We start from the raw sequence: 24,298 nt of genomic DNA on the forward strand, positions 1-24,298 counted from the left end.
TTTCGTCGCGTAATACGGCCGCCTACAGATGCCCTTCGGTCAGTTCGGTCGCCAGCGCCTGGTTTTTGTAAACCACCTTCAGCGCCTCGATGATGGCGGCGGTGTCCACCGCCACGGCGCGGTTGGTGCTTTCGTCGTAATAGAAATCACCGCCGATCGAATGGATGTTGCCGTCGAAGATCAGCCCGACCGCATGGCCCCGCGCATCGATGACGGGCGATCCGGAATTTCCGCCGATAATGTCGTTGGTCGTCACGAAGTCGAAATGCGTCCCGAGATTCAGCTTGCCGCGTGCCGCCAGCCATGCCGGCGTCAGCTTGAACGGGTCGCTGCCCGTCGCCCGCGCATACAGACCGGCGAAATCGGTAAAGGCCGGCACCGGCTTGCCATGTTCGTCCCACCCTTTCACCACGCCATAGGAAATACGCTGCGTGAACGTCGCATCGGGGTAGGTATTGGCGCCGTCCCGGGCAAACCGCGCCTTCGCGATGGCCTCCGACGCCTGGCGCATCGGGGCATGCACCTCGTCGTCCATGCGGTCACGCAGGGCGCGCGCCGTGGGCTCGATCGTCCGCGCCAGCACGATCATGGGGTCCGTCGAGGCCCTGATCGCCTCGGCCCCTCCCTTCCAGAGCGCCAGGCGCACCTTCGGATCGGCCAGCTTCGTGCCATGCACCAGCCGGGCGGCCAGGATTTCCGGATTGTCATGGCCCAGGACCAGATGCACCGTTTCATTATCCGCGCCCAGGACCTGGCGCAGCCTGGTCAATGACAGGGCCAGCATCATGTCGTCCAGGCCGGGATGCACCGGCGCCGGCGATCCCAGCATCGCCTCGATCGCCGGAAGGTTGGCGTCGTGCCACCCCGTCAGGCGCTTGGCGTCCGGCTTTTCCCGCTCGGCCGTGCCGCGCACCAGCAGCTTGGCATAATGAAACAGGTCGCCCTGAAAGCCCATTGGCGACCGGGCCCCCTCCAGCATGACGTACGGTATGAAAATATTCCGCTCGGTGGCCAGGGCCGCGTCGATCTTCCGCCACGGATCGCCATAATCCGCCTTGCGCGCGGCATCCGCGGCAATCCAGTCGCGCAGGCCCTTTTCGAAGGCCTGCTTGCGCGCCAGCATGGTCGGGTCGGCCAGCGTTTCGACCCAGCCGGTAAACACTTTCAGGCTGTTCTCGACGCCGAACAGTTCCTCCTGTGCTTCCTGCCGCTGCGCGAGGCCCTGCCGCCCATACTGCCACAGCGCCCCATCCAGCGTGGAATAATAGCCGATCAGCAAAGGTACCGTGACATCGCGTTCGAACGCCAGTTCCGCGACGGTCTCCTCGCGGGAGGTCGAGCCCGGATTGCCCGAGGTAAAGACCAGTTGGCCGTCCCGCGGTCCCGCCGGGTCAAAGGGGAAATACTGCGTATGGGCCGGCTTGCCGTTCTCGTACACCCGCAGGAACGCCATATCCAGATCATAGCGCGGGAAATTGAAATTGTCCGGGTCGCCGCCGAAGAAGGCCGCATTCTGGTCCGGCGCCATGACCAGGCGCACGTCCTGGTAGCGCCTGTATCGGTACAGGGCCGTGCGGCCACCATGATACAACGTCACCACGTCACACCGCCACTGCTTGGGGTCACCGCCCACGCAGTCCTTCTCCAGGGCACTTTCCTCCGCCTGGCGGGCCTTGGTGTACTCCGCGCCCTGCCTGCCCGCCAGCGCCTTGTCCATCGCCTCGGTCACGTCGGTAATGCGGTTCAGCCCGTCCAGCTCCATCGCGGGGCATTTCGGCTCGCTCGGCTGCCCGTGCGGGGCACTGTATCCGTTGCTGAAATAATCGTGGTTCTTGTCCGACAATTGCTGCAAGCATTCGTTGGCGCAATGATGATTCGTCATCACCAGGCCATCGGCGGAAACGAACGACGCCGAACAGCCCAGAGCCAGCCGGGCCGATGCCTGCGTCACCCGCGCGATCCACTCCGCCGACGGCGTAAAGCCGTATTTGTCTTTCAATGCGGTCAGCGGCAGATGGTCCATGGTCCACATGCCTTCATCCGCCCGGACAGGCAGCCCCCACACCGCGCTCGATAGGACAAGGGCCGCCGTGGCAAGCGTGCGTGGCAACATCATCGCGGAAAACTCCATTACATTCCCCGAACAGGCTGGCCCTGAACAGGCTGACAGGCGGATCGTTCGAACACCGAACTTAAACCGGGATTGTCGAAATGACCTCGATCTCGTAGTAAAATCATGCTGTTATGTTATAATGTTGCACATGGCCGCGCGACGTGCAAGTGCCACGGCCCGTCATTGCGTCGGGCCCCGAAATGCAAAAAGCCCCCGCCGTCGGAACGGCGGGGGCCCGGCTTGTCGTGTCCCGGTTATGGCGGATTGTCGGCGCCTTGCCGGCCCGCGCCTCCATCGGGGAGGGCGTAGGCGATCACGTCGTCGGCCACGTCGGGCGAATGGGCGGCGCCGCCGACCGAGATCACGACATATTCCTTGCCCGTCCTGGGGGATTTGTAGATCAGCGGCGCCGCGACCGCCCCGGCCGGCAGGGTGGCCTTCCACAGTTCCCGGCCGGTCATGCTGTCCAGCGCGCGCAGATAGTAATCCTGCGTGCCGGCGAAGAAGACCAGGCCCGATGCCGTCGTCGTGGGGCCGCCCAGCGTAGGCATGCCCATCGGGATCGGCAGGTGGCTCTTGACCCCCATCGGCCCAAGCTGTTCGGCCGTGCCCATCGGCACCTGCCACAGCAGCTTTTTCGTGCGCAGGTCGATGGCGCTCATGGTGCCGAATGGCGGCGTGTTGCACGGCACCTGCAACGGAGATTGCAGGATGTCGATGCGCACGCCCGAATAGGGGCCGGCGATCTGCGGACGCAGCGTGCCCATGAAGCCGGGGACCTCGTCCGTCGAGATCTTGTAATGTTTGGCGTCCTCATGGTTCACCAGCATCATCCGCAGCGGCATGCGCATGTCGTTGACGAACAGGATGTCGTTCGCCTCGTCGATCGAAATGCCGCCCCAGTTCATGCCGCCCAGCAGGCTGGGCCACTCGATATAGGGCTTCTCGCCGGGCGGGGTGAAGGGTCCTTCATAGACCGAATTCCTGAACATGATCCGGCAATAAAGCTGGTCGAAGGTGCTGACACCCCACATCGACCGCTCGGACAGCGGATCGGCGCCGATGGTCGGCATGCCGACCGAGAACGGCTGCGTCGGCGACAGGTGCTCGCCCTGCGCGGCCGGCGCGGTCGGGACGGCCCGCTCTTCCACCGTGGTCACGAATTCGCCGGTGCGGCGGTCGATGACGAAGATATGGCCGGTCTTGGTGGTCTGGATCAGCGACGGGATCTTCTCGCCGCTCGCGTTGGTCACATCGTACATCACCGGCTGCGACGGCAGGTCGTAGTCCCACACGTCATGATGGACCAGTTGCCGGACCCATCTGGTCTTGCCGGTCGTGGCGTCGACGGCGACGACCGCCGCGCCGAACCTGTTCTTCACCGCGTCGCGGTCGCCACCCCAATAATCGGGCGGTCCGTTGCCGGTGGGCAGATAGACCTGGTTCAGCGCCTTGTCATAGGTCGGGATGGCCCAGACATTCGGCGTTTCCAGCGTGAATGCCGTGTCCGGATCGGGCGGAACCGGATTGTCGGGGTTGCCGACATCCCACGCCCAGGCCAGGGCGCCCGTGCGCACGTCATAGGCCCGGACCACGCCCGAGGGCTCGCCATGCACGATGTCGCGCACCCAGCCGCCGATCACGGCCAGATGGCCCATGACGACCGGCAACGCCGTCGGGTGATAGCGCCTGCCGCCTTCCGTCGGTCCCATGTTTTTCTTGACGTCGACATAGCCGTTTTCGCCGAAACCCGCGCAAAGCTGCCCGGTATGGGCATCCAGCGCGAACAGGCGGGCATCGACCGTCGAGACCAGGATACGCTGCCGGCAGGGCTGGTCCGCCGCCACCTGCCTGTCGGCGTCGCCCAGGCTGTCATCCCTGGTGACGTCGTAATAGCCGACGCCCCGGCACGAGACATGCTCGGCGGCATGGGCATGCGGGTCGAAGCGCCATATCTGCCTGCCGCTATCGGCGTCGATCGCGGCAATCACGTCTTCGGGCGTGCAGGAATACAGCACCGGACCGACCTGCATCGGCGTGTTTTCATCGACGCCGGCGCCCGGGCCCGTGGTGCGGCGGCCGGTATGATACACCCAGGCCACCTTCAGGTCGGCAACGTTGCCCGGGCCGATCTGCGTGTAGGGCACGTAGCGCGTGCCGTTGATGTTGCGCCCGTAAAACTGCCAGTCATCCGGCTGGGGCGCCATGGCGGAGGCCACGCGCGCCTTGTCGGGCGCCTCGCCCCGGAATCCGCCATGGGGCGAGAACGCCTCGACCAGCGTCACGACCAGGCCGAGCAGGACGGCCACGCCGCCACCGGCGCTGATCCGCCGGGTGGTGGCGGGCACCTGGGGCAGCACCGCCGCCAGCAGCAGGCTGAGCATGAACAGGATGGCGGGCACGACCAGGCGCGGCAGCAGCGGCCAGTAGGACAGGTCAGGCGCGTCATGGAGCGCCCAGAGAACCGTCGCGACGAAAATCGCGACCGACAGGGAAATGGCCCAAGAGACGCGGCTCCGGACGAGAAAGAGCGCGCCCAGCGCCACATAGGCGATGCCGGCCAGCAAATAATAGAAAGAGCCGCCCAGCGTAACGAGCTGAAACCCGCCAGCGACCAGGGCCAGCCCGACGGCGAGGCTGACCAGAACAAACGCAACCCGGCATCCGTCGCTGATCATCGATCGCTGATTCGCTTTATTGTCCATTCTTCCGTTCCAAGGTTGGCGGCTTCGCCGTCACACGCATCGCGTTCGGTCAAGCCGGATCGGCATTGGAAGCATCGCGAATGCTTTCGTCTTCCACCCGATAACTTTCGGGATGTCTACGCCCGTTCCTTCTGTATTTCCATAATGCGGCCCAAGACATCTTCGGAATTTTTATTAAAATTTATCAATCAACATTGACCGATCTTTATTTCCACGCCCCCTTTTGTGCCATGAATCCGGCCGCCGGCACGACACGACACCGGCATTTCATGACGATGAGGGGGTAAGAAAATGACGCATCGGTAACTTCATCTCATATATTATTAATGAAATTTAATTTATTTACCGACAATCAGGCCATGCGACGGCCTTGACCCGCACGGGCGATTCTCGCTGACCGATCGACGCGCGTGTGACGCCTCTTCGTACGCCACAATCGGAAAAATATAGATTTTTTCTCTATCCAGCGCGTTCCGCGATCGGCCGCGGCATGCCGGCGCGACCATGAGGGCCACGAGCGGACATCGCGCCCCCATAACAATTCCCCAACATTAATGACCCCTGCCTCCTCTTGAAAATTTTCTGATTATAGTGTCCATGCTCGCACCAGACAGGTTGCTATATAAAAAATAATGGAGCCTCCTTGTTGTGATAACTACAATAGCCGAAATAAGCGGCAACACATTACTCCCTCATCCGTTCCGTCGATCGACCGTTCGTGGACTCTGGCTGGCCGCCCTTGTCGGGCTGACGGGCGGGGCCGCGACCCACGCCGCGGCGACCGCCGCCACCCTCGCCGATCCATCCCACGCCGGCGCGGCGGATCGACCGCATGTCCGGGCCGCGCGGCCCGCCCGGAGCGCCACGACCACCAACGCGCAAGGCTATGATCGCGGCAACCATCATCATGCGACCGAACTCGATGCCCTGAGCGACGGCGAGGGACCGTCCTGGCTGCTGCCGTCCGAACTGGACGCGCAGCGCCGCACCGACATGGCGGACCCCTATTACGTGCCAACGGGTGCCCCCGGACATCTGCTGCCGCCCATCATGCCGTTCCGCGAGCGCCTGCGGAAAAAGGGCTTCACGTTCGCCCTGACCTACAAGAGCGAGGGGATGGCCGACATCCATGGCGGCATCCGGCGCGGCATGGATTACGTGCATGAATTCACGCTGCAAATGAATTTCGACCTGGGCCGGATGGCGCCGGCCCTGCATGGCTGGACCATCCATACGCTGGTGATGAACCGCGCCGGGCGCGAGGTCTCGCATGATCTTGTCGGCGATTACTACATCAACCTGATGGAAGTGTACGGCCTGTCCGGCCATGTCGTCGCGCATCTCGTCGATTTCTATGCCGAGAAGAAGCTGCTGGACAACCGGCTGGACGTCACGTTCGGCCGCATGTCGCTGACCCATGTCTTCGCCACCTCGCCGCTGCTCTGTTCGTTCATGGTCACCTGCTCGGCCCCGGTGGCGCTGAAGGTCGATCCCGCGTTCGCCGTGTATCCCAAGGCGACCTGGGGCGCGCGGGCACGCTTCCGCCCCACGCGCGACACCGCGATCCAGGTCGGCGCCTACGAGGTCCAGCCGCTCGCCGCCGGCCCCAGCGGCTGGGCCTGGGCCAGCGAAAACGCCACCGGCCTGATGCTGCCGACGGAATTCACGTGGGAGCCGTTCCTGACGCGCGACAAGCTGCCCGGCCATTACGTCCTCGGCTACGCGCACGACACCACGCGCTACGCCGACGCCCTGGGGGCCCGGCCGTCTTACCTGGTCGCGCAGCCGGGGCGCGAGCGCAGCGCGCCGATGGACATGTTCTGGTTCGAGAGCGACCAGATGATCTATCGCACGGGCGGCCCCGGACAGATGGCCGGCGGCTACCTCATGGCCGGCTATATCCACAACACGCCCCATGTCGCGTCGATTTCCGACGAAGCCTATGGCGGCCTCTCGTTCAACGGGCTGATCCCCGGGCGCGCGACCGACCGGCTGGGCATCCTCTATTCCTGGTACCATGTCAGCGACCGCAGGCGCGAGGGCCAGACCATCGCGCAGGATGCCGGCCTGTCGCTGGGCAGCCAGGTCCGCGGCCCGCAGACCGACTCCCACGTCATCGAGGCCTATTACGGGATCGCGACCTGTCCGGGGCTGCTGATCCAGCCCGAGTTCCAGTACATGATCCGGCCGGGCGAAACGTCGCATATTCCCGACGCCGCCCTCGTGGGCCTGAAAGTGGTCGCCTCGCTGTAGGCCGCCACCCGCCACATGGCTGTTCCGCCGCCGGGGGCCCATAGAGAATTTGACTTGAAGCCGCGCCCGCCCACATCATGCGGGTGAAGGCGAAAGAGCCCACCCGCCGCGGCGCGTGGGCCATTTCGTGTTCAACATAATCAACCTCGCCGACATCCGACGAAGCCGGACAACGAAACGATAAGGTTCCGATCTCCATGATTCCCGCCCTGATGCCCACCTACAACCGTGCCGATCTCGCTTTCGAGCGGGGCCAGGGCGCTTGGCTGTACACGGCGGACGGGCGACGATTCCTCGATCTCGGGGCCGGGATCGCGACCTCGTCGCTGGGGCATGACCATCCGCAACTGGTCGCCGCCATCGCGGGGCAGGCGGCACGGGTGATGCATGTCTCGAACCTGTACCGCGTGCCGCAGGCCGAGCGGCTGGCCGCGCGGCTGGTCGCCGCCAGCTTTGCCGACAGCGTCTTCTTCTGCAATTCGGGCGCCGAGGCGAACGAAGGCATGGTCAAGATCATCCGTCGCGCGCAGGCCCATGGCGGCCACCCCGAGCGCTCGCGGATCATCTGCTTCAACGGCGCCTTCCATGGCCGCACGCTGGCCATGCTGTCCGCCACCGGCAATCCGAAATATCTCGACGGGTTCGGCCCGGTGGTCGAAGGGTTCGATCATGTGCCGATGAACAACATGAACGCCCTGCGCGCCGCGATCACGCCCGAGACCGCCGGCATCATGATCGAGCCGGTACAGGGCGAAAGCGGCGTCAATGCCGCCGATCCGCGCTTCCTCCAGGAACTCCGCGCCGCCTGCGACGAATTCGGCCTGTTCCTGGGCATGGACGAGGTACAGAGCGGCATGGGCCGGACCGGCCGGCTGTTCGCCCATGAATGGTCGGGGGTGACGCCCGACGTGCTGTCGACCGCCAAGGGCATCGCCGGCGGCTTTCCCATGGGGGCCATCCTGGCCACCGAGGCGACCGCGAAATACCTGACGCCCGGGTCGCACGCCACCACCTTCGGCGGCGGGCCGCTGGCCTGCGCCGCCGCCAACGCGGTGCTGGACGTGCTGCTGGCCCCCGGCTTCCTGGACCAGGTGCAGGCGCGCGGCACGCAACTGGCCCAGGTGCTGGATGCGCTGGTCGGCGACTTCCCCGACCTGTTCGCCCAGTGGCGCGGCCTGGGGCTGATGCTGGGCCTGCGCTGCATCGTCCCGGTCACGCTGATGCAGGAGGCGGCGATGCATGAAGGCGTGCTCACCGTCACCGCCGGCGACAACGTGCTGCGCCTGGTGCCCCCGCTGGTGCTGACCGAGGACGATTGCGCCGAGGCCGGCCGCCGCCTGCGCCGCGCGGCGGAACGCGTGCGGGCCCACCAGGCCGCCTCGGCGGAGAACGCGGCATGAACGCGCTGCCCGCCTCCGCCGCCACGCGGCCGGCGCCGCGCCATTTCCTGGAACTGCGCGATTTCGACGGCGCGACCCTGCGCGCCATCCTGGCACTGGGCAGCCGCATCAAGCACATGCAGCATGGCAGGGCGCGCCCGCTGCACCCGCGCCTGCCGCTGCTGGGCCGCACGCTGGGCCTGATGCTGTCCAAACCCTCGACGCGCACCCGCGTGTCCTTCGAGGTCGGGATGCGCCAACTGGGCGGCGACGTGATCCTGCTGTCCCCCGCCGACATGCAGTTGGGGCGGGGCGAGACGGTCGCCGATACCGCCCGCGTGCTGTCGCGCTTCGTCGATGCCATCGTGCTGCGCACCGGCAATGCGGCGGCGCTGCGCGAGTTGGCGCACTGGTCCAGCGTGCCCGTCATCAACGGCCTGACGCCGCATTCGCACCCGGTGCAGATCCTGGCCGACATCATGACGTTCGAGGAGCATCGGGGGCCGATCGCCGGCCGCACGATCGCCTGGGTCGGCGATGGCAACAATGTCGCCACTTCGTTCATCGAGGCGGCACGCCTGTTCGGCTTCCGCCTGCGCCTGGCGACGCCCGAGCGCCACGCGCCGCCGGCCGAGACCGTCGAGTGGGCCCGCCAGGGCGGTGCCGACATCACCCTGACCGCCGACCCGCGCGAGGCCGCGGCCGGGGCCGACTGCGTGGTGACCGATACCTGGGTCAGCATGTCCGACAGCGGGTCGGCGCAGCGGCTGCTCGCGTTCGATCCCTACCGGGTGACGGCCGGGCTGATGGCCCTGGCCGCGCCCGGCGCCCTGTTCATGCACTGCCTGCCGGCCCATATCGGCGAGGAAGTGACCGAGGAGGTGTTCGAAGGCCCCCATTCGGTGGTGTTCGACGAGGCCGAGAACCGCCTGCACGCGCAGAAGGGCCTGCTGGTCTGGGCGCTGGGCGGCGAACAGTGGCTGGAGTACGGAGAAGAGGAACCGCCGCGATGACCGGACCGGCCGAGACGCCAGCCCACCCGACGACCACCGAGGAGGTCCCCTCCACCCCCGGCTGGGTGGAGGGCAGCGTCGAGGCCGCCTTCGCCACCCTGCCCTGCTCGGGGCCCGGGGTGATGGTCCTGCGCAACGCCTATCTGGACTGCCTGGCCAACGCCCCCCGGACCGAGGACCTGGACACCGCGCACGACCGTTGCCGCCAGGCGCTGCTGAAGGGGCTTGCGGCGCGGGAGAAGATCGGCCCCGAGGCCCTGCGCGCCTTCGAAACCCGGCTGGAAGCGATCGAAGCCGAAATCAGCGCCCGCATCTGACGATGCCGTAACCGGAACCCAGTATGATCGACACCCCCGCCTTTCTCGACGCCCATCGGCCGGACGTGCCCGACCTGGTGGTCCCCCAGGGCGTGACGCCGTTCTATCTGGCCGGGCGCCCGGTGCGCGGGCGGCTGGTCCGGCTGGGCGCGCTGGCGGACGCGCTGCTGAGCCGGCACGACAATCCCGACATCGTGCTGCGTCTGGCGGGCGAGGCGCTGGCCCTGGTCGGCGGCCTGGCCTCCGCCCTGAAATTCCAGGGCTCGTTCTCGCTCCAGGCCAAGGGGGACGGCCCGGTCTCGCTGCTGGTGGCGGACTGCACCCATGCCGGCGCGCTGCGTTTCCATGCCCATTCCGATGACGACGCGGTGGCGGCGCTGGCGGCGCGCGACCCCGATACCGACGCCGCGCGGCTGCTGGGCGGCGGCTACCTGGCCTTTACGGTCGACCAGGGACCGGACACCGAACTGCATCAGGGCATCGTCGCGATAACCGGCGCGTCCCTGTCGGACATGGCGGCCCATTATTTCGAAACCAGCGAGCAGCATGCCTGCTGGGTGCGCCTGGCCTGCGCGCATACCGACCTCGGCTGGCGGGCCGCCGCGCTGGTCCTGGAACGCATCGCCACCGAAGGCGGCCTCGCGGCCCAGACGCTGCCCCAGGGCGACGAGGCGGAGATGTGGTCCACCGCCGTCACCCTGGCGGCAACGGTGACCGACGCGGAACTGCTGGACGACGGCCTGTCGTCCGAGGCCCTGCTCTATCGGCTGTTCCATGCCGAGGATGTCTGCGCCGACCGTCCCCGCGCCCTGGCATTCGGCTGCCGGTGCAGCCGGGCGCGGCTGTCGGGCATTCTCGAAACCTTCGGCCACGAGGACCTGGACCATATGGCCGAGGACGGCACCATCAGCATGCATTGCGCGTTCTGCAACATCAGCTTCCGTTTCGGCCGCGACGAAATCGGGGGCCCCGCACCGGATTGACCGGCCGGGCGGGGAGCGGCAGTTTTCCCCGACGTCCTGTGTCGACCCCAACGTCGGAGAACCCCGTCATGCGTCCCTCCCGCCGGGCTGCCCGGTTGCCCCTGCTGCTCCTGCTCGCTTGCCCGCTGCTGCCGCTCGCGGCCTGCGAGGACACGCCGCCGCCGACCTTCGCGCCGATGCGCTACGACTACCTGCCGGTGCTCCGCCTGAACGTCGCCACCATCAACACGGTCGATAACGGGCAGCCCGGATCGGTGCCGGGCGATATTTCCGGCCGTGCCCCGACGCCGCCCGACCAGGCGCTGCAACATATGGCCGCCGACCGGCTGATGGCCGCCGGCAGCACCGGAACCGCCACCTTCACCATCGACCGGGCCTCGATCCTGCATCAGCCGGGCGGCACGCTGGCGGGCCAGATGGATGTGCATCTGGATGTCTCCAGCCCCAACGGCCAGCGCCAGGGCTATGCCGAGGCCCATGTCCGCCGCACCTTCGGCTCAAGCGCCACGGACAGCGACGGCAATGCCGATTCCCCGGCCAACCTCTATGCGCTGACCTCGCAGATGATGAAAGACATGAATGTCGAGCTGGAATTCCAGATCCGGCATCATCTGGCGGACTGGCTGGTCGATACCGCCGGCACCACGCCGAGCGCGATCCAGCAGCAGCAGCTCGGCCTGCCCGGCGCCGCCGACGCGGCGGCGCCCCCGGCCACGGCCACCGCCGCCTCGCCGGCACCGGTGCCCAGCGAGCCCAATGCGATCTTCCCGACCGGCGGCCCGGTGGACACCGGCGGCACCGCCGCGCCGACGCCCCAGGCGAAGTCGCCGCCGCCCGGCTATCTGACCCTGCCGCCCGGAACGGCGAGCAGCCCGCCCGCCGCCAGTTCCGGGTATTGATTGGCGGATCTTTTTTCCGGCTGGGCAGACCCTCTTCTTTTTCTGAAGAAAAAGAAGCAAAAAGACCTTGATTCGTTCGGGGCCGCCGTGTGGACCGGCAGAAAACCCCTGAACGAATCACGGTTTTTTGGTTCTTTTTTTAAAGAGAACGTCTCTTACTCCTTCAGTGCCTCCAGCACCAGCCCGCTGGTCAGGATCTGCGGCAGAACCCGCCCCTGCGTATTCCCCGGCGGATAATAGACGTAAAACGGCACCCCGGCCCGGCCATGCGCTTCCAGGAACGCGCTGATCGTGGTGTCGCGATTGGTCCAGTCGCCCTTCATGTAGACCACGTGCCGGTCGCGAAACGCCGCCTGCACGGGGGCGGAGGACAGGGCCACCCGTTCGTTCACCAGGCATGAGATGCACCAGGCAGCCGTCATGTCGACGAAGACCGGGCGCCCCTGCGCCTGGAGCGCCGCCAGCCGCGCGGGCGAAAAGGCCTCGGTGCCCGCCGGGCCGGACGCGACCAGCCCGGTGCCGGCCCGGCCCGCGCGCAGGCCGGGCAGCATCGCCACGGCCAGCGCCAGCGCCGTCAGGGCCAGGGCGCGGCACAGCCGCACCCGCCGCGCCGGCCCGTCGCCCATCGCCATCCCCTGGGCCAGCCCGGTCAGCCACGCCGCCAGCCCGACCAGCACCAGCCCGGCACCCAGCACCGCGATCGCGGTCGCGCCGGCCTGCAAGGCCAGCACCCACATCAGCCATACGCAGGTCGCCAGGATCGGAAAGGCCAGTGCCTGGCGCAGGATATCCATCCACGCCCCCGGGCGCGGCAGGTGGCGCGCCAATGCCGGCACCCCGGCAAGGACCAGATAAGGCGCGGCCAGCCCCGCGCCCATCGCGACGAACACCGCCATCGCCATCCAGGCCGGCGCCGTCAACGCGCCCGCGATCGCCGCCCCCATGAACGGCGCGGTGCAGGGCGTGGCCACCAGCACCGCCAGCACCCCGGTCATCGCGTCGCCCATATAGCCGCCGCGCGTCACCCCGGCGCCGCCCAGCGCCGCAATCCCGTTGCCCATGCCGAACACGCCCAGCAGGTTCAGCGCCACGGCGAACAACAGCCAGCACACGGCGGCGACGAAGGCGGCGGACTGGAACTGGAACCCCCAGCCGGCCACAGCCCCGGCGGCGCGCAGGGCCAGCATGACGCCGCCCAGCACCATGAACGCCCCGACCACGCCGGCGGCATAGGCCCCGGCCCCGGCCAGGCGGGCCATGACATGCGCGCCGGCCAGACGGGTCAGGGCCATCGCCTTCATCATCAGGACGGGAAACACGCAGGGCATCAGGTTCAGGATCAACCCGCCGGCGAAGGCCAGCAGCAGCATGCGCGCGCCGCCCACCGCCCTGTCCGGCGCGGGCACGGCGGCCCCCGCGGATGCCATCGCCGGGCCCGGCCGGGCGGACACCGACAGCGCGCGCGTCTCGCCCGCCGGGTCCCGCAGCATCAGCACGCCGTCCAGCGTCGGGGCGGCATGAAAGGCGTCGCCGGGCTTCAACGCCAGGGTCAGCGTTCCGTCCGCGACGGTCAGGGCCTGGTCGGCATCCTGGTCGATGGCGCCGGTGGTCAGCGGCATGAACCACGCTTCGCGCACCGCCGCCCGGGTCAGGCCCTCGCCCGTCAGGCGCAGCGTGCCGTCGGGCGCGATCGTCGCGGCGAAGGGCGAGGCAACGGGCCGCGCCGCCGCCGCGCGCGCGAACAGCGGCGCCTCGGCCGAGGGCGCCGGCTCGCCGGGCGGCAGCGTCAGGGTGAACTGCCCCTGCTCGGGCACGCAGACGGCGGCACAGACCAGCCATTCGGCGGTGGCCTTCAGCACCATCGGCGCGTCGCCCGCCCCCGACGGCCGCAATTCGGCCGGCAGCAGCACGTCGCCCGTATAGCCGTAGGACATCAGCGGGCCGTCGCGCAGCCGCTCGGGCGCCGGCCAGGCGATGGCGCCCGAGGCCCCCCCGGCTCCGCCGCTGGCCTGCACCGACAGGCTCGGCGCCTCGCCCGCATCGCCGGGATTGATCCAGTAGGTATGCCAGCCAGGCTTCAGCCGCAGCAGCAGCCCGACATGCAGCGCCGCGCCCGGACGATAATGGTCGGTGTCGGCGACCAGGGTCGCGACGTCGCGCTCGCTCGTCTGCGCGGCGCTCTCGGCCGCCAGGGCCTGGGTCGCGACAGCCTGGGCCAGGGACAGGACCGCCACCAGGGGCATGACGAACGCAGACACGAACCGGGACAGGATCAAGGTATGGAGGCTCCGGACAACAGGGGAAAGGCGGATGGCGGAACGGCGATGCAGCCGGTGGATTGCCGGTTCCAGGCCATGGACGCATAAGCAGGATATGGAATTCGACCCCGCCCTGCAAAGCCCCGCCCATGCCGGGATCTCGATTCCGGCCGAATTGCCGGTCGGCGCGATCCTGCCCGACCTGTGCGCCAGCCTGGTGGAGACCCCGTCGGCCGTGCTGGTGGCCCCACCCGGCGCGGGCAAGACCACCACCGTCCCGCTGGCCCTGCTGGACGCCCCCTGGCGCGGCGACGGGCGGATCGTGATGCTGGAACCGCGCCGGCTGGCCGCCCGCGCGGCGGCCCAGCGCATGGCGGCCCTGATCGGCGAGGAAGCCGGCGGGCTGGTCGGCTATCGCACAAGGCTGGAAGCCGCCATGTCCGACCGCACGCGGATCGAGGTGGTGACGGAGGGGCTGATGGTGCGGCGCCTGCTGTCCGACCCGACGCTGGACGGCGTGGCCTGCGTGATCCTGGACGAAATCCACGAACGCTCGCTGGATGCCGACGCGGCGCTGGCCTTCTGCCTGGACACCCAGCGCAGCCTGCGGCCCGACCTGCGACTGGTGGCGATGTCGGCCACCATGGACGGCGCCGCCCTGTCGACGCTGATGGGCGCCACCCTGATCGAAAGCGCGGGCCGCGCCTTTCCGGTCACCATTCGCCATGCGCCGCGCGACATCACCCATCTGCGCGAACTGCCCGACGCCATGGCGCGCGCCATCCGCGCGGCGCTGGCCGAGCATGAGGGCGACATCCTGGCCTTCCTGCCCGGCGTCGGCGAAATCCGCCGCGCGCAGACCGCCCTGGCGGGGGCACCCGCCGAGATCCTGCCCCTGTATGGCGACATGCCGCCGGGCGAGCAGGACCGGGTGCTGCGCCCCCGGCCGGGGGCCGGACGGCGGGTGATCCTGGCGACGTCGATCGCCGAGACCTCGCTGACCGTGCCCGGGGTACGGGTCGTGGTGGATGGCGGCTGGCGGCGCAGCCCGCGCCTGGACCCCGGCACCGGCCTGACGCGGCTGGACACGGTGCGGATCTCGCGCGCCGCCGCCACCCAGCGCGCCGGCCGCGCGGGGCGCGAGGCGCCGGGTGTGGCGATCCGCCTGTGGAGCGAGGCGACCGGGCGCGGCATGGCCCCGCACGACCGGCCGGAGATCCTGGACGCCGAACTGACCGGCCTGCGGCTGGACACCGCCGCGTGGCAGGCCGCCATGGGCACGCCGCCGGAGCAACTGCCCCTGCCCGATACCCCGCCCAACGGCGCGTTCGAGGCCGCCCGCACCCTGCTGGCCGCACTGGGCGCGATGGACGACGAGGCGCGCGTCACCCGGGACGGCGAGCGGATGGCGGCCCTCGGCGCCCACCCGCGCCTGGCGGCGATGATGCTGTCGGCCCGCGATGCGAACGAAGCCGCGCTGGCCGCCGATCTGGCCGCCCTGCTGGAGGAACGCGACCCGCTGCGCCCCCGGCCCGCGCCGGGCGGGCGCGGCGGCGCCCCCGCCGTGCCGCCGGCCGACATCGCCCTGCGGCTGGACCTGATCGCGGGCGGCGACCACGCGGATGCCGATCGCGGCGCGCTGGCGCGTATCCGCCAGGCGGCGACCCAGTATCGCCGCCGGCTGGGCCTGCGCGCCAATGTCGCGGCACAGGGCGACGCGGCGGCATTGCTGGCCGCCGCCTTCCCCGACCGCATCGCGCAACGGCGGGGCGAGGCCGGCAGTTTTCGCCTGTCGGGCGGCGGCGGCGCGCGGCTGGGTCGCACCGACCGGCTGGCGGATGCCGGCCTGCTGGCGGTGGCCACGCTGCATGTCCGCACCGCCGCCGAAATCCGCCTGGCCGCGCGGCTGGACCCGGACGACCTGCCCGAGACCATCCGCCGCCGTGCGACCGAACAGGTGGAGACGACGCTGGACCCGGTCAGCGGCGCGGTGCTGGCCCGGCGGCGCCTGCGGCTGGGGGCGCTGGTGTTGCGCGACCGCACGGTGACGGCGGCGGCCGACGAGGTGGCGACATTGCTGCTGCGCCAGGCGGCCGACCGGCTGGACGCCACGCTGGGCTGGACGCCATCGGCGCGGCAGTTCCAGGCCCGCGTCGCACGGGCCCGCGCCCTGCCGGGGTACGAGGACCTGCCCGACCTGTCCGACACCGCCCTGGCGGCGGAGGCCGCCACATGGCTGGCCCCGTGGCTGGCCGGACTGAACCGCCTGTCCGAGGTCGCGGCGCTGGACGTGCTGGCGATGCTGCGGGCGCGGCTGGACCACAAGCGCCTGACCTGGCTGGAGCGGGCCCTGCCGCCGGCGCTGGACCTGCCCGGCGGACGGGTGCCGATCGACTATACCCAGCCGGTGCCCACCGCCTCGGCACGGGCCCAGACTTTCTATGGCGTGCGCGCCACCCCGCGCCTGGCCGACGGACAGGTGGCCTTGCAGATCGCGCTGCTGTCGCCCGCCGGGCGGCCGCAGGCCATCACCGCCGACCTGGCGGGATTCTGGACCGGAGGCTGGGCGGACATGCGCCGCGACATGCGCGGCCGCTATCCACGACACGACTGGCCCGAGAACCCGGCCGACGCCGCGCCGCCGGCCGGGCCCCGGCGGCCGGCGCGCTCATGACGGCAAGGCGATCCTGCGCTATCATGACGGCCGCACAACGCGCCGGCCAGGCGCCCTGATCAGGATTTCCAGCCCATGCGGCGGACGGCAAGCCGGTTTTTCCTCCTCGCTCCGTCCGCATTGGCCGCGGCCCTGCTGGCCGGCCCGGCGCGCGGCGACGACGCGTCGCTGTTCGCGCCTCCGGTGCCGCCGCTCGTCGCGTCCGGGCCGCTGACCTTCGCGCCGCTGGTGCGCAAGGTGGTGCCGGCGGTGGTCAATATCGCCGTGACGCAGGATGCCGACGACCGGGCCAGGCGCCAGCCGGTGCCGCCGGGCGTGAAAGGCACGCCGTTCGAACACCGGTTCCGCGACCGGATGCGCTCGCGCGGCGAGGAGATGATCGGCGCCGGCTCCGGCTTCATCATCGACCCCAGCGGCGTGATCGTGACCAATACCCATGTGGTGGGCGAGGCCGACCGCATCACCGTCTCGCTGTCCGACGGCACCGAATATCCGGCGCGCCTGGTCGGCAGCGACGACCTGACCGATATCGCGGTCATCACCATCCAGGCGCCGCGTCCGCTGCCCTATGTCACCTGGGGCGACAGCCGGCAGGTCAATGTCGGCGACTGGATCATGGCGGCGGGCAATCCGTTCGGGCTGGGGTCGTCGGTCACGGCGGGCATCGTCTCGGCGCGCGGACGTGATATCGGCGCCAGTCCGTTCGACGATTTCCTGCAACTGGACGCCCCGATCAATCCGGGCAATTCGGGGGGGCCGTCCTTCAATCTCGGCGGGCAGGTGGTGGCGCTGAATACCGCCATCGTGTCGCCGACCGGCGGATCGGTGGGAATCGGCTTCGGCATTCCCTCGGAAATCGTCGCCCCCATCGTCGCCGAACTGCGCCGCAGCGGGCATATCGATCGCGGCTGGCTGGGCGTCACTCTGGCGGATGACGACGGGCATGCCGGCGTGCGCATCACCGACATCGACCGGGGCGGCCCGGCGGAAAAGGCGAAGCTGAGGACCGGCGACATCGTGCTGAACGTGGGCGAGGAGCCGGTCGACAGCGCGCGGAGCCTGATCCGCGCGGTGGCGGCGGACCATCCGGGATCGGCCGTGCAGGTGCATATCCGCCGCCACAATACCGACCTCACGGTTTCGGTCGTCGTTGGCCATCGCCCCGCCGACATGGACGACTAGCAATTTCCCCGCTCTGGCCAGCCCCCCGCAGGCCGGGTAAGGTCATGGATTGGTGCGGAGAAGCATGCTTCGACCGTGCCGATGCGAAGCCAGAGCGGAGCGGGACCGACATGCATATCCTGGTCGTCGAGGATGATCCGACCGTACGCAATTTCGTCGCCAAGGGCCTGCGCGAGGCGGGGCATCTGGTCGAACCGGTCGATAACGGCAAGGACGGGCTGTTTCTGGCCGTCAGCGAGAATTTCGACCTGATCATCCTGGACCGCATGCTGCCGGGCGGCATCGACGGGCTGCGGCTGCTGGAGACCATTCGCGCGCAGAACAATACCACGCCGGTGCTGCTGCTGTCGGCCCTGGCCGATGTCGACGACCGGGTCCAGGGCCTGAAGGCGGGCGGCGACGACTACGTGACCAAGCCGTTCGCCTTCAGCGAATTGCTGGCGCGGGTCGAGGCGCTGTCGCGTCGCGGCCGCAGCGAGAACGCGCCGCAGACGCGCCTCGCGGTGGCGGACCTGGAGATCGACCTGCTGTCGCGCAGCGTGCGGCGCGGCGGCCAGCGGATCGACCTGCAACCGCGCGAATTCAGGCTGCTGGAATATCTGATGCGCCATGCCGGCCAGGTCGTGACCCGCACCATGCTGCTGGAAGGCGTGTGGGACTATCATTTCGATCCGCAGACCAACGTCATCGACGTCCATGTCTCGCGCCTCCGGCAGAAGGTGGACAAGCCCTTCGACACCCCGCTGATCCACACGATCCGCAATGCCGGCTACATGCTGCGGGCGGATTAGGGCGGAACGCGCGAACTGGCCATGTCTCCCGCACCGCCGACACCCCCGGACCCGGCCCAGGGTTCAGCGGAACGGCCGCGGCGGCGTTTCCGCCTTCCGCGTTCGGCCGGCCTGCGCTTCTCGCTGGGCTATGGCCTGCTGTTCGCCCTGTCGTCGATCCTGTTCATGTCCTTCATCTGGTGGGGCACGATCGGGTTCCTGGAACGGCAGGTGGAAACCGCGATCAATGCCGACGCCCGGGCGCTGAGCCAGCGCTGGGCCGAGGGCGGGCTGCCGACGCTGGCCCTGACGATCGACGACCGGCTGGAACAGAATCTGGACGACGACGCGATCTACCTGATGGTCGACCCGACCGGCCACCGGCTGGCCGGCAACCTGTCGGAATGGCCGGCGCGGGTGGTCCGGACCGACCGGTGGTACAGGCTGGACGTCACGCGCGCCGGCATGCGCGACACGGCGCAGATCCACGCCTTCACGCTGCCCGGCGGCTTTCGCCTGCTGGTGGGGCGCGATGTGCGCGCGCGCGCGGTGCTGCGTCGGCTGCTGACGGATTCGCTGCTCTGGGCATGGATGATGGTCACGCTGCTGGCGATCTGCGGCGCCGCGCTGGTCCACAGCATGTTCCGCCGCATGATCAAGTCGGTGGCCCAGACCACGCAGGCCATCGCGCATGGCGACATGTCGCGCCGCATGCCCCTGGTCGGCAATGGCGACGAACTGGATCAGGTGGCCGAGGCGATCAACGAGATGCTGGACCGCATCGTGCGCCTGATGGACGGGGTGCGCCAGGTGTCCAACGCCATCGCCCACGACCTGCGCACGCCGATCACCCGTGCCCGCACCCAGCTTGAAGACGCCGCCCTGCATGCCCGCGACACCGCCGAGCTGCGCGCGGCGGTCGAACGCGCGGTGGGCGACCTGGACAACGTGACCGCGGTGTTCGAGGCCCTGCTGCGCATCGCGCAGATCGAGGCCGGGTCCCGCCGCTCGGCCTTCGCGCCGTTCGACCTGGTGCCGCTGCTGACCGATATCGGCGACCTGTACGAGGCCGTGGCCGAGGAGCGCCAGATCCATCTGGTGCTGCGCCTGCCGCCCGACCTGCCCTTTTACGGCGACCGGGCGATGATGCAGCAGGCGGTGGCCAACCTGCTGGACAACGCCATCAAATTCTCGCCCCCGGGCGGCACCGTGACCCTGGCCGGCGCTCTGGGGCCGGCGCTGCCGGGGCTGGCCCCGGGCATGCCGACGCACGACGTGGTCTCGATCGCGGTCACCGACGAAGGGATCGGCATGAACGAGGCCGACCTGGCCCGGGCGTCGGAACGCTTCTTCCGCGCCGAGGCCGCGCGCAACACCCCCGGCGCCGGGCTGGGCCTGTCGCTGGTCCAGGCGATCGTCCAGTTGCATGGCGGCACGCTGCGCCTGTATCCGCGCCAGCCGGGGCTGGCGGTCCGCATGGTGATGCCGGTGCCGCGCGAAGCAGTCCCCCGGTCCGGCCGTCCGCTCCGGCGGGCCGCCGCCCCCGGCCGAAGGCCGGCGAGGGTAACGGAGACTTCACGATCGCCCCATGGGGGTGATACATGACGACCATTAGGCTCCAATCCATGCATTCACAGCCCCTCGCGATCACGGCACTGGCGGTCATGGGCCTGTACCTGGGCGGCATGGCGCCGCCGCCGGACATGGACAGCCCGCTGGCGGCGGCCGGCCATGAAGCGGCCGACCCGAACCATCCCGTGATCGTCACCAGCGACAGCCGGGCCTTCTGCAACCAGTTGGCCGCCGTCATCGATGCCTACGGGCCGCCCCTGCGGCACGAAGTCGATGATTTGCGTGCCCAGGGCACGCATCTGTGCCATGAAGGCAAGGTGCGCTCGGGCATCGTTCAACTGCGCCGAGCCCTGATGGCCTTGAAGGAAGACACGCATTCATGACCGAGTTCCGCCGTCATGCGCTGCGGGCTGGTGCCCTGGCAGCCGCCATTCTCCTGCCCCTCGCCGCCTCCGCGCAGGAGATGCCACCTGAGCCGGAGCCCGGCATGCCGGAAATGCTGCCCCGCCATGGCCCCTCCGGCACCGAGCTGACACTCTCGGGCACCGGCACCGTCCATGCCGCGCCCGACCGGCTGACGGCGACCCTGTTCGCCGAAGCCGGCGCCGCCAGTGCGGCGGCGGCACAGGCCCGCGTCAACGCCCTGGCCAATACGGCCATCGACGCCGCCAAGGCGGCCGGCGGGCTGACGACGGTGACCGAGGATTACTCGACCCAGCCGAACGAAGGCGGCAAGGGCCCGGCCTGGACCGCCCGGCAGACCGTCCGCCTGACGGGGGCCGATGGCGCCGCGCTGCTGGCCCTGGTGGGGCAGCTCCAGGCGAAGGGGCTGGCGCTGAGCAGCCTCGACTGGTCGCTGTCGGACGACCTGCGCCAGAGCCTGACCCGGCGGGCCGAAGCCGCCGCGCTGACCGACGCACGGCAACGGGCCGACGCTGCGGCGAAGGTGCTCGGGCTGAAGATCACCTCGATCCGCTCGATCACGCTGTCCGACCGTGGTGGCCCGCGCCCGATGCCGATGATGATGATGGCCCGCGCCGCCTCGGCCCCCGTGGCGCCCGGCGCCCCGGCCGAACAGCAGGACGTCTCGGCCTCCGCCTCGGCCACCTTCGTCCTCTCCCGCTAATCGTTCCAGCGGCGCGACCATGAAAAAAGCCCGGACGTCTGTCCGGGCTTTTTTTGTCGCGGCATCGTTCCGCCTGGGTGGCGGAAACGACCTTAGAAATCGACGCTTGCCGTGCCGCCGACGAAGAAGGGCGCCGCAATCGTATAGGAGGTGCTGCCGCCGGCAATCCTCGTGCCATGCACGCCGATGGTCGAGAGACCATTGGCATTGGTACCGTTGACGAAGCCGAGATAATGCCTGTTCGTGATGTTTTGCAGGTTCAGCCGCAGGGTCGGCGCCTTCATCGGCCCGATATCCTTGAAGCGATACCCCGCATTCACGTCCATCGTCAGATAATCCGGGATAGACTGATCGTTGATGAAGGTCGAATACTGCTTCGCGACATATTTCAGTCCATAACCCGCGAAGAGATGACCATCGTCATAATCGAGATGGAAGCCGAACTGATATTTCGGCGTCTGGGGCGCGAACTTGCCCTTGCTGAACACATAGTCGCCGTTGCCTGCGCCGACGTTGCTGTCCGTCCGCGCATTGACATATTCGGCCGAGAAATAGGGGCGCAGATGGTAGAGGATCGGCCGCGTCCCGATTTCGAAATCGACACCGTCGGCGTGTGACCCGCCCCCGTTGATGCTGCGCGAATAGGTATAGCCGGTCGGATCGATCACCGTCTGGCTGTAGAGGCGATTGGTGAAATTATAGTGGAAATACGTGATCGTGCTGCTGACCAGCGGCCCCTGGTAGCGCCACCCGAATTCTTCCGAAATCGAAATCTCCGGCTTGACGTTCAGGTTGGCCTTGGTGGCGTACCCCTGGCCTTTCTTGTAGGCGCCTGAATCAAACAGGGACGTGTTCTGCGGAATGCGGAAATTCGTCGTGGAAGAAGCAAAAAGCTGGTTTTCGTTGTTGATCTTGTAGCGGATCGAAACGGCGGGCAGCGGCTCCTGCCACGATCCGTTGACGTAGGGGCCGGTCGACGTATCCGGCAGGAAATTATGTCCCTGGCGATTGATGAACGTGTATTTCAGACCGCCTTCCAGCGTCAGCCGGTTGTTCAGCAGCGACAGCGAATCGTCGATAAACAGGGTATTGACGCGCGTCTGCGTCATCCAGTCGCGATATTGCGCCGTGATGCCATTGGACAGGACCAGGTTCGGGCCACCGCCGTACTCGTTGAGCGGCGCGCCGGTTTCCATGTTGACCAGGCTGTACGGTCCGGTCTGGATCTGCTTGGAATATTCGAACCAGTAGCCGACCGTCAGGCGATTGATGCCCGTATGCAGGCTGAGCTTCGTGACCGAGCCGGGGCGGTAGGTCTGCGTATTGGACGGGTTATAGAGCAGCAGCGACGAGGTGTTGGACGCGTTATAGGGCCCGATGGACGCCGAAAGCGACTGCGCTCCGTATTGCTGGCTCTTGAGGCTTTCGTTATACGCGCCGCCGCCATTGCCGTTGCCGTACCAGAAATAGGGCGTTTCCGTCAGCGTCAGATTGTCCGTCAGCGTGAAGGTGGACGGCGCCGAGGCGTAAATGTTGGTGAACGGGTTGCGATGCAGCTTGTAATAGTTGCCGCTTGGGCTCTTCGGATTCCATGTGTCGCTGTAGGTGTTGTGAATCCCGAGCGATTTCCAGGTCGCGAGCGTGCTGGTCGGGAACAGGATGCTTTCGCTCTGGTTGCCGATCAGCGAGAACGAAATGACATTGCCGTCACCCCAGGCATTCACCCATTTGGTCTCGCCGTGGAACTTGGTCTGGTTGCCGGGGCCGCGCCACGAATGCTCGTCGGCGTACGAGAAGGACATGAAGCCCTTGAGGTGGCTCCGTCCGATCAGGCCCGTATTGACGCGCGCGAAGATCCGCTTGGAATCGTAATTGCCGTACGTGCCGTCCAGATGGGCACCGAAGCGATCGGTCGGGTCGATCAGATACATGTCGACCGCGCCACCCGTCGCGCTGATATGCGGGCTGTCGAGATCGGCCGAACCCTGCTCGACATTGATCATGCGCAGGTTTTCGGAATCGACGATTTCCTGCGGGTAGACGGCGTAGTTTCCGATATCGTTGATCGGAAACCCTTCGAGCGTAAAGCCGATCTGGGTCTGGTTCAGGCCGCGCATCGTCATCTGGCCGCCGTTGATACCCAGCGGATCGACCGACGACGTGTTCACGCCCGGCAGATACTGGATCAACTGCATCGGGTTCAGGCCCGGCGTCTGCTTCTCGATGAATTCGGAGGTGACGGTCGAACGGGACTTCGCCGCGTCTTCATGGACCATCATGCCGCCACCGACCGCGGTATGACGCTGGCCATGCACTTCCAGCACTTCGGAACGCGTGTCCGTCGGCGCCGTCGCCCCCATCATCGACGGAGCGTTATCGCCCTGACGCGCGGCCTGATCCGGCACCTGAACTGCGGCGGGTGCCGCCGGTGCCGTCGCCGTCTGAGCCATCGCATGGGATGTCAGAATCGTCGAACAACACAAGGCCGCCCATATCGAACGAAAACGCATATGTTACCCCTCTCCCGAGCAAAATCGCCCCAAAAGCTGTCTGCCCGGTCAGTCTGTTGCAGACCGACCCTATAATAAAACTCTCTCCACTTTTCACGTGCTTATTATGGATTTCATAAAATGTTCAAAAACATATTCAACGTTCACAATAAATCACAATAAAATTTTGCACTGCGCACGAAAAAGCACTCCGCCATTTCAGAAATGGCGGATCCTCCCATGGGTCCGGACCGTCCCGATGGGCGGTCCATCCGCGTTCCATATCCATATGGAACGCTTAAGTAACGATATTGCAGCGCGATGATAGAGTCGAGGTTTCTTCATCCCAGCCATGCTTGCGGCGCAATGGCAGACGTCATCTGCCCGGCTCATCCTGCCCTTGTCAACGCACTTCCTGACCGATCGCACAACAAAGCGCCGACCTTTGATATCTTTGCAACAGTTCGGGGCGTGCCGTTCGCGGGTGAAAAACCCCCACTGCTCGCGCGATGGGACACGGCCGATCCGGTCCCGCCAGTCCCCGGAAGACCGTCCCCCGGCATGT

General features: G+C 67.9%; 16 protein-coding genes. 12 read left to right on the top strand and 4 right to left on the bottom strand.

Translation table 11 applies throughout. From position 1 onward, the window contains the following. Nucleotides 1-22 precede the first annotated feature (22 nt). Both HLH48_RS11410 and HLH48_RS11415 read right to left on the bottom strand, forming a co-directional pair. Nucleotides 23-2,116 (bottom strand): S46 family peptidase, encoded by a 2,094-nt coding sequence (locus tag HLH48_RS11410; protein ID WP_220795092.1) that lies wholly within the window; start codon nt 2,114-2,116, stop codon nt 23-25. A 251-nt stretch (nt 2,117-2,367) separates the two neighbouring features. Next, nucleotides 2,368-4,818: a membrane-bound PQQ-dependent dehydrogenase, glucose/quinate/shikimate family gene (locus HLH48_RS11415; RefSeq protein WP_182997630.1), complete on the bottom strand. Its 2,451-nt coding sequence runs from the start codon at nt 4,816-4,818 to the stop codon at nt 2,368-2,370. 648 nt (nt 4,819-5,466) lie between these two features. Here HLH48_RS11415 and HLH48_RS11420 point away from each other — a divergent pair. The 6 genes from HLH48_RS11420 (at nt 5,467) to HLH48_RS11445 (ending at nt 11,662) form a co-directional block, all read left to right on the top strand. Then, nucleotides 5,467-7,071, top strand: a complete 1,605-nt coding sequence (locus HLH48_RS11420) for a carbohydrate porin (protein ID WP_264813071.1) — start codon at nt 5,467-5,469, stop codon at nt 7,069-7,071. A gap of 197 nt (nt 7,072-7,268) precedes the next feature. Continuing rightward, nucleotides 7,269-8,471 (top strand): aspartate aminotransferase family protein, encoded by a 1,203-nt coding sequence (locus tag HLH48_RS11425; RefSeq protein ID WP_182997631.1) that lies wholly within the window; start codon nt 7,269-7,271, stop codon nt 8,469-8,471. Beyond that, entirely contained in the window at nt 8,468-9,463 is a 996-nt protein-coding gene (gene argF / locus HLH48_RS11430; protein WP_182997632.1) for an ornithine carbamoyltransferase, read from the top strand. Before HLH48_RS11425 ends, argF begins: the two co-directional genes overlap by 4 nt. Next, nucleotides 9,460-9,780: a hypothetical protein gene (locus tag HLH48_RS11435; protein ID WP_182997633.1), complete on the top strand. Its 321-nt coding sequence runs from the start codon at nt 9,460-9,462 to the stop codon at nt 9,778-9,780. Before argF ends, HLH48_RS11435 begins: the two co-directional genes overlap by 4 nt. A 23-nt stretch (nt 9,781-9,803) precedes the next feature. Beyond that, nucleotides 9,804-10,763 carry an Hsp33 family molecular chaperone HslO gene (gene hslO, locus HLH48_RS11440; protein ID WP_182997634.1) on the top strand — a complete coding sequence of 320 codons (960 nt, stop codon included), beginning with the start codon at nt 9,804-9,806 and terminating at the stop codon, nt 10,761-10,763. Between the two features lie 68 nt (nt 10,764-10,831). After that, complete coding sequence (locus HLH48_RS11445) at nt 10,832-11,662, top strand: hypothetical protein (protein ID WP_182997635.1); 831 nt, start codon at nt 10,832-10,834, stop codon at nt 11,660-11,662. Between the two features lie 155 nt (nt 11,663-11,817). Here the strand turns inward: HLH48_RS11445 and HLH48_RS11450 are convergent, their stop codons facing one another. After that, nucleotides 11,818-13,905 carry a protein-disulfide reductase DsbD family protein gene (locus HLH48_RS11450; protein WP_182997674.1) on the bottom strand — a complete coding sequence of 696 codons (2,088 nt, stop codon included), beginning with the start codon at nt 13,903-13,905 and terminating at the stop codon, nt 11,818-11,820. 130 nt (nt 13,906-14,035) lie between these two features. On the opposite strand from HLH48_RS11450, the gene hrpB reads away from it, so the two are divergent. The 6 genes from hrpB (at nt 14,036) to HLH48_RS11480 (ending at nt 21,244) form a co-directional block, all read left to right on the top strand. Further along, entirely contained in the window at nt 14,036-16,594 is a 2,559-nt protein-coding gene (gene hrpB / locus HLH48_RS11455) for an ATP-dependent helicase HrpB (RefSeq protein WP_182997636.1), read from the top strand. A 75-nt stretch (nt 16,595-16,669) separates the two neighbouring features. Further along, the gene (locus HLH48_RS11460) at nt 16,670-17,776 is read left to right on the top strand and encodes a S1C family serine protease (protein ID WP_182997637.1); all 1,107 of its coding nucleotides are present in this window, start codon (nt 16,670-16,672) and stop codon (nt 17,774-17,776) included. Nucleotides 17,777-17,886: 110 nt separating this feature from the next. Beyond that, nucleotides 17,887-18,567 carry a winged helix-turn-helix domain-containing protein gene (locus HLH48_RS11465; RefSeq protein WP_182997638.1) on the top strand — a complete coding sequence of 227 codons (681 nt, stop codon included), beginning with the start codon at nt 17,887-17,889 and terminating at the stop codon, nt 18,565-18,567. A gap of 21 nt (nt 18,568-18,588) precedes the next feature. After that, nucleotides 18,589-20,151 (top strand): HAMP domain-containing sensor histidine kinase, encoded by a 1,563-nt coding sequence (locus tag HLH48_RS11470; RefSeq protein ID WP_182997639.1) that lies wholly within the window; start codon nt 18,589-18,591, stop codon nt 20,149-20,151. 20 nt (nt 20,152-20,171) lie between these two features. Beyond that, on the top strand, nt 20,172-20,501 hold the full coding sequence (locus HLH48_RS11475; RefSeq protein WP_246387257.1) for a hypothetical protein: 330 nt from the start codon (nt 20,172-20,174) through the stop codon (nt 20,499-20,501). Then, nucleotides 20,498-21,244, top strand: coding sequence for an SIMPL domain-containing protein (locus tag HLH48_RS11480; RefSeq protein ID WP_182997640.1), 747 nt, complete (start codon nt 20,498-20,500; stop codon nt 21,242-21,244). Before HLH48_RS11475 ends, HLH48_RS11480 begins: the two co-directional genes overlap by 4 nt. A gap of 92 nt (nt 21,245-21,336) precedes the next feature. Here HLH48_RS11480 and HLH48_RS11485 read toward each other — a convergent pair whose 3' ends face one another. Next, nucleotides 21,337-23,607, bottom strand: coding sequence for a TonB-dependent receptor (locus HLH48_RS11485; RefSeq protein ID WP_246387262.1), 2,271 nt, complete (start codon nt 23,605-23,607; stop codon nt 21,337-21,339). Nucleotides 23,608-24,298: the final 691 nt, after the last annotated feature.

This window comes from Gluconacetobacter sacchari (genome assembly GCF_014174255.1).
Classification (GTDB): Bacteria; Pseudomonadota; Alphaproteobacteria; order Acetobacterales; family Acetobacteraceae; genus Gluconacetobacter; species Gluconacetobacter sacchari.

Bases quoted from the DNA above. Each gene is read 5' to 3' on its own strand.
- HLH48_RS11410 (WP_220795092.1), bottom strand. From the start codon at position 2,116: ATGATGTTGCCACGCACGCTTGCCACGGCGGCCCTTGTCCTATCGAGC.
- HLH48_RS11415 (WP_182997630.1), bottom strand. From the start codon at position 4,818: ATGGACAATAAAGCGAATCAGCGATCGATGATCAGCGACGGATGCCGG.
- HLH48_RS11425 (WP_182997631.1), top strand. From the start codon at position 7,269: ATGATTCCCGCCCTGATGCCCACCTACAACCGTGCCGATCTCGCTTTC.
- argF (WP_182997632.1), top strand. From the start codon at position 8,468: ATGAACGCGCTGCCCGCCTCCGCCGCCACGCGGCCGGCGCCGCGCCAT.
- HLH48_RS11435 (WP_182997633.1), top strand. From the start codon at position 9,460: ATGACCGGACCGGCCGAGACGCCAGCCCACCCGACGACCACCGAGGAG.
- hslO (WP_182997634.1), top strand. From the start codon at position 9,804: ATGATCGACACCCCCGCCTTTCTCGACGCCCATCGGCCGGACGTGCCC.
- HLH48_RS11445 (WP_182997635.1), top strand. From the start codon at position 10,832: ATGCGTCCCTCCCGCCGGGCTGCCCGGTTGCCCCTGCTGCTCCTGCTC.
- HLH48_RS11450 (WP_182997674.1), bottom strand. From the start codon at position 13,905: ATGCCCCTGGTGGCGGTCCTGTCCCTGGCCCAGGCTGTCGCGACCCAG.
- hrpB (WP_182997636.1), top strand. From the start codon at position 14,036: ATGGAATTCGACCCCGCCCTGCAAAGCCCCGCCCATGCCGGGATCTCG.
- HLH48_RS11460 (WP_182997637.1), top strand. From the start codon at position 16,670: ATGCGGCGGACGGCAAGCCGGTTTTTCCTCCTCGCTCCGTCCGCATTG.
- HLH48_RS11465 (WP_182997638.1), top strand. From the start codon at position 17,887: ATGCATATCCTGGTCGTCGAGGATGATCCGACCGTACGCAATTTCGTC.
- HLH48_RS11470 (WP_182997639.1), top strand. From the start codon at position 18,589: ATGTCTCCCGCACCGCCGACACCCCCGGACCCGGCCCAGGGTTCAGCG.
- HLH48_RS11475 (WP_246387257.1), top strand. From the start codon at position 20,172: ATGCATTCACAGCCCCTCGCGATCACGGCACTGGCGGTCATGGGCCTG.
- HLH48_RS11480 (WP_182997640.1), top strand. From the start codon at position 20,498: ATGACCGAGTTCCGCCGTCATGCGCTGCGGGCTGGTGCCCTGGCAGCC.
- HLH48_RS11485 (WP_246387262.1), bottom strand. From the start codon at position 23,607: ATGATGGGGGCGACGGCGCCGACGGACACGCGTTCCGAAGTGCTGGAA.